8 protein-coding genes are annotated in these 13,598 nt (G+C 72.7%); all 8 read left to right on the forward strand.

The features are described 5' to 3' along the window. Nucleotides 1–449: 449 nt before the first annotated feature. Nucleotides 450–1,928 (forward strand): sugar transferase, encoded by a 1,479-nt coding sequence (locus tag CD790_RS26620; RefSeq protein ID WP_144385896.1) that lies wholly within the window; start codon nt 450–452, stop codon nt 1,926–1,928. A gap of 82 nt (nt 1,929–2,010) precedes the next feature. Beyond that, nucleotides 2,011–3,336: a nucleotide sugar dehydrogenase gene (locus tag CD790_RS26625; protein ID WP_144385897.1), complete on the forward strand. Its 1,326-nt coding sequence runs from the start codon at nt 2,011–2,013 to the stop codon at nt 3,334–3,336. Next, entirely contained in the window at nt 3,326–4,591 is a 1,266-nt protein-coding gene (locus CD790_RS26630) for a glycosyltransferase family 4 protein (RefSeq protein ID WP_144385898.1), read from the forward strand. The genes CD790_RS26625 and CD790_RS26630 overlap by 11 nt, the downstream gene beginning before the upstream one ends. After that, nucleotides 4,588–5,955 carry a Wzz/FepE/Etk N-terminal domain-containing protein gene (locus CD790_RS26635; protein WP_144385899.1) on the forward strand — a complete coding sequence of 456 codons (1,368 nt, stop codon included), beginning with the start codon at nt 4,588–4,590 and terminating at the stop codon, nt 5,953–5,955. Before CD790_RS26630 ends, CD790_RS26635 begins: the two co-directional genes overlap by 4 nt. Next, nucleotides 5,952–7,481, forward strand: coding sequence for a Wzz/FepE/Etk N-terminal domain-containing protein (locus CD790_RS26640; RefSeq protein ID WP_144385900.1), 1,530 nt, complete (start codon nt 5,952–5,954; stop codon nt 7,479–7,481). Before CD790_RS26635 ends, CD790_RS26640 begins: the two co-directional genes overlap by 4 nt. Nucleotides 7,482–7,484: 3 nt before the next feature. Next, nucleotides 7,485–9,413, forward strand: a complete 1,929-nt coding sequence (gene asnB, locus CD790_RS26645; RefSeq protein WP_144385901.1) for an asparagine synthase (glutamine-hydrolyzing) — start codon at nt 7,485–7,487, stop codon at nt 9,411–9,413. Between the two features lie 17 nt (nt 9,414–9,430). Then, nucleotides 9,431–11,614 carry a bi-domain-containing oxidoreductase gene (locus tag CD790_RS26650; RefSeq protein ID WP_144385902.1) on the forward strand — a complete coding sequence of 728 codons (2,184 nt, stop codon included), beginning with the start codon at nt 9,431–9,433 and terminating at the stop codon, nt 11,612–11,614. Next, entirely contained in the window at nt 11,611–13,596 is a 1,986-nt protein-coding gene (locus tag CD790_RS26655; RefSeq protein ID WP_144385903.1) for an alginate lyase family protein, read from the forward strand. The genes CD790_RS26650 and CD790_RS26655 overlap by 4 nt, the downstream gene beginning before the upstream one ends. Nucleotides 13,597–13,598 lie beyond the last annotated feature (2 nt).

Genomic DNA, 13,598 nt, shown 5'->3' on the forward strand with positions numbered 1-13,598 from the left:
CAACCCTTCTTCATATTGGCCCCGATGGTCTAGATTGACGGTGCTTCAGCTGTTCGAGCATGAGGCGACCAATAATGATCTATAGGTCCGGCGCTGTGGACAGCCAGCAGTGGCGTCCCGGGCGCCAGACCTCGAAGTGATCAATTCTTGGAGCCCGAGCGGGGCTTCGGGTGCGGGGAGCACTCGAGGTTTCCACGGGTTCCCGCGCACCTCGAAAGACTGGCAGGACATGCGAATCCGCTGCCGCCAGGGTGGGTTGTTCACGTAGCGCTGAAATAGCCGGCATGTCATGCGCGGGGGCGGGGGTCTCCCGAGGGGCGGAACAGCGCGGCGCGGGGGGCGGGGGCCTCTCGGGGGGAGGAACAGCGCGGCGCCGGGGGGCGGGGACCTCCCGGGGGAGCAACAGTGCGAGGCGAACACGTCGAACCACTGGGAACCTGGGGGGTTCTGTGCGGCAAGGGGGATTAGTCAGCCCGTTTTCGTCGGAGCGCGGGCGTCTGGCGAACGGGGCGATCGATCAGCCCGCGAACGACTGGGAGCAGCGGTACCGCCGTACCGTGATCATGAGCGATACCGTGGCCACCGCCCTGGTGGTGGCGGCGATCGGCAACTTCTTCGGGGCCCGGGACGCGGCCAACTGGCACGAGAAGTGGGGAATTCTCGCATTCGGCACCGAACTGCTGGTGCTGGGGGCGCTCGCGGTGAGCCGGTCATGGGCTCCGGCCGTGCTCGGCCAGGGCGCGGAGGAATTCCGCCGGCTCGGGCGATCACTGTTCGCGGCGACCGTCGTACTGGCGCTCGGCGGAATCGCCCTCACCTCGCGCAACATCAAACTCTGGATTTTCGTCGCGATCCCCGCGATCGCGCTCATCACCATGACCGCGCGGTATCTGCTGCGCCTCCGGCTGCACAAACAGCGGAAAGAAGGGAGGTGCCTGCGACCGGTGCTCGCCGCCGGGAGCCCGGACACCGTGCGCGACCTGATCACCCGAGCGCGCAAGTTCCCGCACCTCGGCTGGCGGGTGGACGCGGTGTGCACCACGGACGGTCACGGCCTCGACGGTGACCAACTCGACGGAGTACCGGTTGTCGGCCGACTGGTGGACGTCGCCAGCCACGTCCGCCGCGACGGCTACCGTGTCGTCGCGGTCACACCGGACCCGCACTGGTCACCGGACCGGCTGCAGCGGCTGGCCTGGAACCTCGAAGGCAGCGATGCCGAGATGGTCGTGGCCCCCGTGCTGATGGAGGTCGCAGGACCGCGGCTGCACGTCGACGCGGTGCTCGGGATCCCGCTGCTGCGGGTCAGCATGCCGACCTTCACCGGGGGCCGCCGGGTGGTCAAAGCGGTCGTCGACCGGATGGGCGCGGCGATCCTGCTGCTGCTGTTCGCGCCGCTGATGGTGCTCGTCGGGCTGCTCGTCCTCGCGGACAGTCGCGGTGGGGTCTTCTACCGCCAGCGCAGAGTCGGCAAGGACGGCCGCGAGTTCACCATCTACAAGTTCCGCACCATGGTCGCCGGGGCCGACAGGGCACGCGCCGAACTGGCCCACCGCAACGAGGGCGCCGGCCTGCTGTTCAAGCTCCGCCGGGACCCACGGGTGACCAGGGTGGGAACAGTGCTGCGCCGGTACTCGCTCGACGAGCTCCCGCAGCTCTTCAACGTGCTCACCGGATCGATGTCGCTCGTCGGTCCGCGGCCTCCGCTGCCGGAGGAGTCCGCCGCCTACGGCCCGGACATCCGTCGGCGGCTGCTCGTCAAGCCCGGGCTCACCGGCCTGTGGCAGATCAGCGGACGCAGCGACCTGCCGTGGGAGGAGGCGGTCCGCCTCGACCTGCGCTACGTGGAGGACTGGTCGCTCGCCCTGGACACGGTGATCTTGTGGAAGACGCTGCGTGCGGTGCTCCACGGGCAGGGGGCCTACTGATGCGCGGGGGGACCGCGACGGGGCGGCCCCGCCGGCGCGCGGACCGCAGGCCGGGAGGGCCTGCCTGGGGGAGGGACAGGTCATGAGAGTCAGCGTCTTCGGGCTCGGCTATGTGGGCTGCGTATCGGCCGCGTGCCTGGCCAGCATGGGCCACGAGGTCATCGGCGTGGACGTGAACCAGGTGAAGATCGACCTGGTCAACGACGGCAGGGCCCCGGTGGTCGAGGAGCGGATCGGCGAGCTCATCGCCGAGGTGGTGCGGACCGGAGCGTTACGCGCCACCGGCGACGTCCGCGAGGCGATCATGGGCAGCGAGGTGTCGCTGGTCTGCGTGGGCACGCCGTCGGAGCCCAACGGCAGCCTGTGCACCACGTATCTGGAGCGGGTCACCGAGCAGATCGGCGCCGTGCTCGCCGAGGGGGCGAAACAGGGGGGCCGGCATACCGTCGTGTTCCGCAGCACCATGCTCCCGGGCACCTGCCTGAACCTGCTGGTGCCGATCCTGGAGAAGTACGTCGGCGGCACCGCCGGGGCGGACTTCGGGGTCGCGGTCAACCCGGAGTTCCTGCGCGAGGGCACGAGCGTGCGGGACTTCTTCGACCCGCCCAAGACCGTCATCGGCGAGCTCGACCCGGCGAGCGGCGACGCGGTGACGGCGCTGTACGACGGCCTGCCCGGCGAGGTGTTCCGGGTGCCGGTCCCGACGGCCGAGGCGATCAAATACGCGGACAACGCCTTCCACGGCCTCAAGATCGGCTTCGCCAACGAGCTGGGCGCGGTGTGCCAGGCGCTCGGGGTGGACTCGCACCAGGTGATGGACGTGTTCCTGGCCGACCGCAAGCTGAACATCAGCCCCGCCTACCTGCGGCCCGGCTTCGCCTTCGGCGGCTCCTGCCTGCCCAAGGACCTGCGCAGCCTGGTCCACGCGGCGCGGCGGGCCGACGTCTCGGTGCCCATCCTCGCCCATGTGCTGCCCTCCAACTCCGACCATCTGCAGCGCGCGGTGGAGCTGGTCGAGCGCACCGGCAGGCGCCGGGTGGGCATGTTCGGGCTGTCCTTCAAACCCGGCACCGACGACCTCCGTGAGAGTCCGCTCGTCGAACTGGCGGAGAGACTCTTCGGCAAGGGGTACGACCTGCGGATCTACGACCCCAACGTGAACCTCTCCCGGCTGCTCGGCGCGAACCGCGAGTACATCGAGACCCGGCTGCCGCACCTCGCGCAGCTGCTCGCGGACTCCGTCGACGAGGTGCTCGCACATGCCGAGGTGTGCCTGGTCGGGACCAGGGAACCGGACGTCCTCGCGGCGCTGCCGCATGGCGAGGAACCGGTGATCGTCGACCTCATCCGCCTTCCCGACGCCGAGGCGCGCCGGGCTGAACCGGGGTACATGGGACTTGCCTGGTAACACGACCAGCGGCGACCGGCCGGACCGGCGCGCGCTGATCCTGGTGGAGAACCTGTCGGTGCCGTTCGACCGGCGGGTGTGGCAGGAGTGCACCACGCTGCGCGACGCGGGCTGGACGGTGCACGTCATCTGTCCCCGCGGGGAGAAGCGGGACACGGAACCGGAGGCGGTGATCGACGGGGTGCGGATCCACCGCTACCCGTTGCGCGCGGCCACCGGAGGGCCGGCCGGCTACCTGCGGGAGTACGGATCGGCGTTGTGGCACACGGCCCGGCTGGCCCGCACGGTCGGCCCGGTCGACGTGGTCCACGCCTGCAACCCGCCCGACCTGCTGTTCCTGCCGGCACTGTGGCTGAAACGCCGCGGCGCGCGGTTCGTCTTCGACCAGCACGACCTGGTGCCCGAGCTGTACCTCTCCCGGTTCGACCGCGGCGAAGACCTGCTCTACCGCGCCGTGTGCGCGCTGGAACGGATGACCTACCGGGCAGCGGACGTCGTGCTCGCCACGAACGAGAGCTACCGGGACGTCGCGGTGCGCCGTGGCGGTCGGCGGCCGGAGGACGTCTTCGTGGTGCGCAGCGCACCCGCCGTCGAGCGGTTCCAACCGGTACCGCCCGAGCCGGAACTGAAGCGCGGCAAGCCTCATCTGCTGTGCTACCTCGGCGTCATGGGCCCTCAGGACGGCGTCGACTACGCCCTGCGGGCCCTGGCGAAGCTGCGCGACGAGCTCGGGCGGACCGACTGGCACGCGGTGTTCGTCGGCGCGGGCGACGCCTTCGACGCGATGGTGGAGCTGTCCCGGCGGCTCGACCTCTCCGAGCAGGTGCGGTTCACCGGGCGCATTCCGGACGCCGACCTGGTGCGCTACCTGTCCACCGCGGACGTGTGCCTCTCCCCCGACCCGCGCAACCCGCTCAACGACGTGTCGACCATGAACAAGGTCCTGGAGTACATGGCGATGGGCCGGCCGATCGTCTCGTTCGACCTCCGGGAGGCGCGGGTCTCCGCCGGTGACGCCGCCGTCTACGCGCCCGCCAACGACGAGGCCGCGTTCGCCAGACACATCGCGCTGCTCATGGACGATCCGGAGAAGCGCGCCCGGATGGGCGAGATCGGCCGGGAGCGGATCAGCGGACGGCTCTCCTGGCGGAACTCGCAAGCGTCGCTGCTCGCCGCCTACGCCGCGGCCAGCCGTGACCGCACACCGGTGGCGGCGGGCGGCCGGGGCCGCACAGGGTGGAGGCCGCGCGGTTGAGCGAGGACCCGATACGCCTGGTCACGATCGGGCGGATTCTCCGTCGGCGCTGGCGGCTGCTGGCCGTCGTCACCGTGGTGGGCGCGCTCGTCGGCTACGGCATCTCGGTGCTGTTCCCACCGCGCTACACGGCCTCGGTATCGGTACTGCTGCCGGGGCAGTGGGAGGAGCGCGAGCTGCTCACCCAGGCGGAGATCGCGACCAGTTCGTCGGTGGTCGACCGCGCGGCCGCCACGCTCGGCTGGAAGGGCGTCAGCGGCGCCGAGCTGCGGGACCGCGTCAGCGCCAAGGCCACCGACGGGAACATCATCAAGATCTCGGGCACGGCCACCACACCGGAACGCGCGCAGCGGCTCTCCGACCGGGTGGCGCAGGAGTTCGTCGCCTTCGCCGCGCGGATCGCGGGCGACGGCACCGACTCCGACGCGACCACGGGGCCCGAGGCACTGCGGAAGAAGGTGGCGGAGACCAACCGCCGCATCACCGACCTGGCCGAGGCGGCCGATCCGGGGCGGACCGTGGAGAGCGTGCAGGCCCGCACCGAGCTCGCGAAGCTGCGCACCGCGCTGCAGGAGGCCATGAAGAAGCTGGACGAGACCGAGGGGGCGACCAGCAGGGCCGGCATGGTCGTCATGGGGCCGGCGCCCCGGCCGACCGGCGAGGCGCCGCCGACGAGGACGCACTTCGTCGGCGGTGGGGCGGTGCTGTCCTTCCTGCTCGCGGTCGTCGGCCATCTCGCCGCGGCACGGGTGGACCGTCGACCGCGCACCGAACCGGAGATCGCCGCGGCGCTGGGCTCGACGCTGCTGGGGACCGTCGACGTGCCGGGTGAACGGCGCGCGCACCGGCCCCGAGGCGGTGGCTCGCGGGCCTGGATCCGCCGGCTCCTCGGCGTCGACACCCGGTGGGACATGCCGACCCCGCACAGGTCCGGCGACGAGGCCGGCAGGCGGCTCCGCTACCGGCGGGTGTGCGCTCGCCTCCGGGACCGGTCGCCGGCTCCCCGGCGGCTGCTGGTCGTCGTACCGGACGGCGACGAGATCGCCCGCCGGGCCGCCGGGCAGCTCGTCGCGGAGGCCGAGAGCGATCCCGTGCTGCGGGTGGTGGAGGTCTCGGTGTCCCGGCCGATGGTGCCGGACCGCGACACCGAGTCCGGTGCCCTGGTCGTGCTCAGCGCGGGCGACCGGACCGCGGGGGAGCTCGCCGGCATCGCCGAGGCGTGTGCGGACGGCGGGCATGAGGTCGTCGGCTTCGTCGTCGCCGGCGCGGTCCGGGCCCGCCCGACGAAGTCCGCCGGCCATCCCCCCGAGAACGCCACCCTGGCGCTCGCGGGGCGCGGCAGCGCGACGGGAGGTTCGGTGTGACGACGAGCACGACTTCGGAGCCGTCGGCCGCCGCTCCCCTTGTCGACCTCCAGGCGCTGGTGGTGGCGGTGCGCAGGCGCCGCCGCCTCTGGTGCGCCATGGCGCTGCTGGGACTGCTGGTCGGCGCGGCGGTGGCGGTCCTGATGCCGCCGCCGCCGACCGCGGTGACCAAGGTGCTGGTCGCGCATCAGGAGGACCAGCCGAACGACACCGGAACGCTGATCCGCACCGACGTCGAGCTGCTGAGGACCACCCGGATCGCCGGCCAGGCCCTGCGCTCCCTCAACTCCTCGGAAAGCCCGGAAGACTTCCTGCGGGACTACCGGGGTACCGGCTTGACCAACAACCTGCTGCGGATCGATGTGACGGGTGACAGCGACGCGGAGGCGGTGGCCCGGGCCCAGGCGCTGGCCGACGCGTTCGTCGCGGACCATGTGAGGCGGATGCGGGAGACAGCGAAGGCCGAGGCCAAGGCCCTGCTCGAGCAGCGTGACCGCATGCGTAAGGAACTCGCCCGGGTCAACGAGGAGATCGGAGACGGACCGCCGAGGAGCGGCCCGGGGGAGTCGGCGAGAACGGAGTCGCTCTTCGCCCGCCGGGCCGAGCTCACGACGCGCATCGCCGACTTCAACCAGCGTGCCGAGGAGGCGCGCGTCGGCACGCCCCGGCTCATCGCGGGCACACAGATCGTGGACGCCCCACGCCCGCTGCGGCACTCCCTGCCCAAGGCCGCCGCCACCAACGCCGGGATCGGGCTCGTCCTCGGGCTCGTCCTCGGGCTCGCGGTGGCCGCGGTCGGCTCGGTGGTGGCGGACCGTCCCGTGCTGCGCCGCGAGATCGCGGCGAACCTGGGCGCCTCGGTCATCGCGGAGCTGCGCCGCGTGTCCCGCCGACCGGCCGGGCGGTGGCGGCTCCGACGGACCCGGGCGGTACGGACGAGGCTCACCACGACCCTGGTCCGCGCCGTGCGCGGCTCCACGGAACCGGTGTCGCTGCTGGAACTGGGCTGTGCGCGCAGCGCGAGCGCGATCGCCCTGGACCTCGCCAGGGCACTGGCGGCGGAGGGGCCCGTGGTCATCGTCGACGGTCTGCCGGGACCGCTGCTCGCAGGCCGCCACCGGCTGCCAGGGGACCCGGACGTGGTCAGCGGCGAGGCCGCCGCGGCCGTGCCGCGTCAGACGCGTCGGCTCGGCGTCGGCTCGGTCGCGCCCGGCACGGCCTGGACCGACCTGCGGTTCCTCGGCGGGCAGACCGTGCTCGTCGTACGTGCCGGGCACGGCAGCGCCGCATGGCTGCACACCGTGGCGCGGCAGCTCGCGGACCTGGACATTCCGGTGATCGGTGTGGTGCTGATCGACCCCGATCCGCGGGACCGGACCGACGGCACCCTGTGGGACGGGCCGCACACCGCGCTGCGCGGCCCTCATCAGCGGCCGGCCCGGCGGAACGGCATGGGCCGACCGCGGACGGAGCGGCCGCCGGTGCCGGCCGCACGGGTCCCGAACAGCGACCAGGAGGCGCGGTAGAACATGTGTGGCATCGCAGGCGCTTACCGATGGCCGGACGGGAAGGTCGTGACCGACCGGCTCACCGACACCCTCGCCCACCGCGGCCCGGACGGGGCGGGCCGGTACAGCCACCCCGCCGGCGACGGCGAAGTGCACCTCGGGCACCGCCGACTCGCCATCATCGACCTGTCCGAGACCGGCGCCCAGCCGATGGTCTCGGGCGGCCTCGCCCTGACGTACAACGGCGAGCTGTACAACGCGCCCGAGCTGCGTGCCGAGCTGGCGGCCGCCGGGGTGCGATTCCGCGGGACCTCCGACACCGAGGTCGTCCTTGAGGCATGGCGGCGCTGGGGCACCGACTGCCTGCCCCGGCTACGCGGCATGTTCGCGCTCGGGATCTTCGACGAGCGCACCGGTGACCTGGTGCTCGCCCGCGACCAGCTCGGCGTCAAGCCGCTGTTCCTGCTGCGACGCGGCGCGGGCCTGGTGTTCGCCTCCGAGCTCAAGGCGCTCGCCGCCGCCACCGGCGGGTCGCTCCGCGTGGACCACGCGGCGCTGGTGGCCTCGCTGCTGTACTACTGGGTGCCGGACTCGCGCTGCGCGTTCCGCGAGGCGGAGAAGCTGCCGCCGGGGAGCTGGCTCAGGTGCCGGGCCGACGGCCGGGTGGAGCGCGGCCGGTTCTGGAACCTGAAGGACGTCGCCGCCGAGGGCCGGGAGCGGGCCCGCGGCGGCGAGCAGCCGGACCTGGCCGCCATCGTCGAGGAGTCGACCCGGCGGCACCTGCTCTCCGACGTACCCGTGGCGACCTTCCTCTCCGGCGGTCTCGACTCCAGCTACCTGACCGCCCTCGCGGCCCGCCACCAGCCCGGGATCTCCGCTTACACGATCGGGTTCCGCGCCGAGGACGCCAGGTTCGAGGCGATGCCGGACGACCTGCGCTACGCCCGGCGGGTGGCCGAGCGGTTCGGCGTCGACCTGCACGAGATCGAGATCGCCCCGAACGTGCTCGACCTGCTGCCGCGGATGACGTACAGCCTGGACGAGCCGATCGGCGACCCGGCGGCGATCAACACCTTCCTGATCTGCTCGGCCGCCCGGGAGGCCGGGGTCAAGGTGATGCTCTCGGGGATGGGCGCCGACGAGCTGTTCGCCGGGTACCGCAAGCACCTGGCCAACCTGCTCGCGCTGCGCTACCAGCGCGTTCCGCGGCCCCTGCGGCGCGGCGTGTCGGGGGTGGTGGACCGGCTGCCGGTCGCCTCGGCCCGCCGGGGGTACCGGTCGGTGCGCTTCGCGAAGCGGTTCCTCTCCTTCGCCGAGCTGCCGGAGGAGACCGCGTTCCGGCGCAGCTACACCATGTACGACCGGGACGAACTGCTCGCCCTGGTCGATCCGGACCTGGCCGGGACGGTCGAGGACGTGCTGACCGAGCACGCCGACATCTACCGGGACAACGACCTCGACGACTTCGTCAACCGCATGTGCCTGGGCGACGCCCGGATGTTCCTGCCGGGCCTGAACCTCGCGTACACCGACCGGTCGAGCATGGCCGCGTCGACCGAGGTGCGGGTGCCGTACGTGGACGTCGAGGTGGTCAGGGCGGCGTTCGCCGTGCCCGGCGATCGCAAGATCGTCGGACGGCAGGGCAAGGCCGTCCTCAAGGAGGCGGCCACCTCCATCCTGCCCCGGGAGATCGTGTACCGGCCCAAGGGCCTGTTCAGCGCCCCGCTGCGGGCCTGGATGAGCCGGGATCTCGCGCCGCTGGTGCGCGAGGTGGTCAACGACGGCGTGCTCGTCGGTTCCGGGCTCCTGCGTCGCGACGCGCTGGCGCGCATGGTCGCCGAGGACGCCGCCGGGCAGCGGGACTTCTCCAAACATCTGTGGCATGTGCTGACCCTCGAGTACTGGTATCGCGGCGCGACCTCCGGGTCCGGCCAGAAGGCTACGGCGTAGAAACAAGGGGACTTCGGGTGAAACAGGTTGTGCAGAACTACAAGAGCGGCGAGCTGGCGGTGCTCGACGTGCCGGTGCCGGGGTGCAAGCCGGGCGGTGTGCTGGTCAGGACCGCCTACTCGCTGATATCCACCGGGACCGAGCTCATGAAGGTGTCCGAGGCCGGCATGTCGATGCTGGGCAAGGCCCGCTCCCGGCCGGACCAGGTGGCCAAGGTCATGCAGAGCGTGGCCACCAACGGGCTGCCCGCCACCTACCGCAAGGTGATGGGCAAGCTGGACTCCTACACGCCGCTCGGCTACTCGCTGTGCGGGGTGGTCGAACAGGTCGGCGCCGGGATCGACGAGGTGAAGGTCGGCGACCTCGTGGCCTGCGCCGGCAACGAGCACGCGCTGCACGCCGAGCTGAACTGGGTGCCGAAGAACCTCTACACCCCGGTGCCGGACGGCCTCGCGCCGCGCCAGGCGGCCTTCGGCACCGTCGGGTCGATCGCGTTACAGGGCGTCCGCCAGGGCGAGCCGCAGCTCGGCGAGGTGGCGCTGGTCATCGGCCTCGGGCTGATCGGGCAGCTGGTCGTGCAGCTCCTCACCGCCTCGGGAGTCCGCGTCGTCGGGGTCGACCCCGACCCGGCGCGCTGCGGGCTCGCCGAGCGTATGGGTGCCGCGACCTGCGGCGATCCCGCCTCCGCGGCCGTGGCGGCCGCCGTCGCCGAGCTGACCGACGGTCACGGCGTGGACCAGGTGTACCTGGCCGCCGGCGGCGCCAGCAACCAGCCCGTCGAGCTGGCCGCCGAGTTGAGCCGGGACCGCGGCCGGGTCGTCGACATCGGCAAGTGCCGCCTGGACCTGCCGTGGAACGCGTACTACGAGAAGGAACTCGACGTCCGGTTCTCCCGCAGCTACGGCCCCGGGCGCTACGACCCGGAGTACGAGCTGGAGGGGCGCGACTACCCGATCGGCTACGTGCGCTGGACCGAGCGCCGCAACCTCGCGTGCTTCCTCGACCTCGCCGCCCGCGGCCGCGTCGACGTGGAGCCCCTGATCTCCCACGTCGCCGACTTCGACGACGCCGTCGAGACGTACCAGCGCCTCAAGGACGGCGAGTTGAAGGCCGTCGCGGTGCTGTTCCGGTACCCCGAACACGCGGGGGAGGTGGAGGCCCCGGAGGTGGCCGTGCCCACGGTGAAGCCACGCGGCGGCACCGGGTCCACCCCCGCCCGGTCCGTCACGTCACCGGTGCGGCTCGCGTTCGTCGGTGCGGGGAACTACGCGACGTCGATGCTGCTGCCGCACCTGGCCCAGCGCGACGGCCTCGAGCTGTCGACCGTGGTCACCACGACGGCGCTGTCCGCGGCCAACGCCAAGCGGAAGTTCGGCTTCGCCGAGGCGACCACCGACCTCGACGCCGTGCTCGGCGACAAGACCATCGACGCGGTGTTCGTGGTCACCCGGCACAGCTCGCACGCCGAACTGACCCGCAAGGCGCTCCTCGCGGGCAAGACGGTGTTCGTGGAGAAGCCGCTGGCCCTCACCGAGGACGAGCTGGCCGGCGTGCTCGCGGCGGTGGAGGAGTCCGGCAACGACCGGCTGCAGGTGGGCTTCAACCGCCGGTTCGCGCCGCTGCTGCGGGAGGCCAGGAAGCGGTTCGGCGCCCGGACCGGTCCGGCGAGCCTGCGCTACCTGGTGAACGCGGGCCGGCTGCAGCACGGCAGCTGGTACCTCCGAGAGAGCACCGAGGGAACGCGGTTCGCCGGCGAGGGCGGACACTTCATCGACACGGCGAGCTGGCTGCTCGACGCCGACCCGGTATCGGTGTACGCGGCCGCCCCGTCCGGCACCGAGGACCTGCAGATCGTGCTGCGCTACCCGGACGGGTCCACCGCCACCATCAGCTACGTCACCACCGGCGCGCCCGGCTTCCCCAAGGAGACGCTGGACCTGGTAGCGGACGGCAAGGTGCTGCGGCTCGACGACTTCGTCCGGGCCTCGGTGTACAGCCGCAAGCGGTGGGTCAGCTCGCGGCTGCCCAAGGCCCGGGACAAGGGCCAGTCCGCCGAGCTGGCCGCGTTCATCAAGGCCGTGCGGATCGGCGGGCCGATGCCGGTGCCGCTCCAGTCGCTGGTCGCCACCACGTCGGCCACCCTCGCCGTGCGGGCCGGCCTGGCCGGCGGCGCGCCGGTGACGTTGGCGAGGGCACGATGACGGTGAGCTCGGGGAGTCCGGGCTGGTACCTGCGCCGCCTTGCCCGGATGGGACCGCGGGAGGTCGGCGGCCGGATGGCCGACGCGGTGCGCAGGCGGCGGTGGCGGTCGGCGCTGCCCGACCGCCCGAGCGTGACCGGCGCCCGGTTCACCGCGGTACTGCCCGCCGGGACGCTCGCCGCCGTGCCACCGGACGCCGCGAAACGTCTCATCGCCGAGGCGGACCGGCTGATGGCCGGACACGCCGAGTACTTCGGCGTGGACCGCGACGACCTGGCCGACCCGGACTGGTGGCGCGATCCGAAGACGGGGCGCCGCGCTCCGTGGGGCTACGCCTTCGACGTGCCGTACCGCGACGAGGACGCGGTCGGGGACATCAAGCAGATCTGGGAGCTGTCCCGACACCAGTACCTCACCGTGCTCGCCGCCGCCTACGCGATCACCGGGAACGAGCGGTACGCCGAGCGCGTGGCCGAGCACCTGCGGTGGTGGTGGGCGGCCAACGCGCCGCTGCGCGGAGTGCACTGGATCAGCGGCATCGAGCTGGGGATCCGGCTGCTGTCCTGGGTGTGGATCCGTCGACTGCTCGACGGCTGGCCGGGCGTGTCCGAGCTGTTCGAGGACAACCCGGTGGCGCTGCACCAGATCTGGCACCACCAGCGCTGGCTGGCCGCCTTCCCCAGCCGGGGGTCCTCGGCCAACAACCACGTCATCGCCGAGGCCGCCGGGCAGTTCGCCGCCGCCTGCGCCTTCGGGTGGTTCCCCTCCTCGGCGCGCTGGCGAGCCGACGCGCTGCGGTCGCTGGAGCGGCACCTGCGCGGCAACACCTTCGCCTCCGGCCTCAACCGCGAGCTGGCCACCGAGTACCACGGACTCGTCCTGGAGCTCGGTCTGGCCGCGGTGGCCGAGGCGGATGCCGCCGGTGTGCCGGTCCCCGCGTCCGTCCGCCTGGTGCTGCTGCGGATGACCGACGCGCTCGCGGCCGTCGTGGACAGCCGGTTGCGGCCGCCGCGCCAGGGGGACGCGGACGACGGGCACGGCCTGGTCGTGGACGGCGCGGGCACCGACCGCTGGGCCTCGCTCCTCGCCACCGGGGACGCCGTGTTCGGCCGGCTCGACTGGTGGCCGGTCGTGACCGGCACGGATGTGCGCACCCCGCTGCTCGCCGCGCTCATCCGGCCGTACCCGAAAGGCGGCACCGCGCCGGCCGTGCCCCGCCCGCCAAGCCGACCAGGCCACTTCGCCGACGCGGGGCTGACCATCCTGCGCGGTCCGGGGGAGATCTGGTGCCGCTGCGACGGCGGCCCGCACGGCTTCCTGTCCATCGCCGCGCACGCCCACGCGGACGCGCTGTCCGTGGAGGTCCGGCACGACGGCGTCGACGTGCTCGCCGACCCGGGCACGTTCTGCTACCACGGGCAGCCCGAGTGGCGGCAGTACTTCCGGTCGACCCTCGGCCACAACACCCTGCAGCTGGACGGCGGTGACCAGTCCGTCTCCGGCGGCCCGTTCCTCTGGACCCGGCACGCCCGCAGCCGCGTCCTGGTCGCGGACACCTCCGACGCCTCCGACGGGGGAACGGCCCGCTGGTGTGCCGAGCACGACGGTTACCAGCGCTCCGTGCACCGCCGCCGGGTGGAGCTGACGGCCGCGAGCCGGGAGCTGAGGGTGGTCGACGAGGTGCGCGGCCCGCGCCGGGCCGTGCGCCTGGCGTTCCACCTCGGCCCGGCGATCGCCGCGGACCTGGTGGGGAACCGGGCACAGCTCACCTGGACCCGGGACGGTGAGGACCGCTCCGCGGTGCTCGACCTGCCCGGGCAGCTGTGCTGGCGGGCGCATCGCGGCGAGACCGACCCGCCGCTGGGCTGGTACTCCGCCGGCTTCGGGCGCAAGGAACCCGCCACGACGCTGGTCGGCACCGGCTTCGCCGACGGCGCTGCGCTGTTGGGGGATTTCACCACCGTACTCAGGTTCCGCGGCTAGGG

The organism is Streptomyces sp. SAJ15 (assembly GCF_007595705.1).
Taxonomy (GTDB): Bacteria; Actinomycetota; Actinomycetes; order Streptomycetales; family Streptomycetaceae; genus Streptomyces.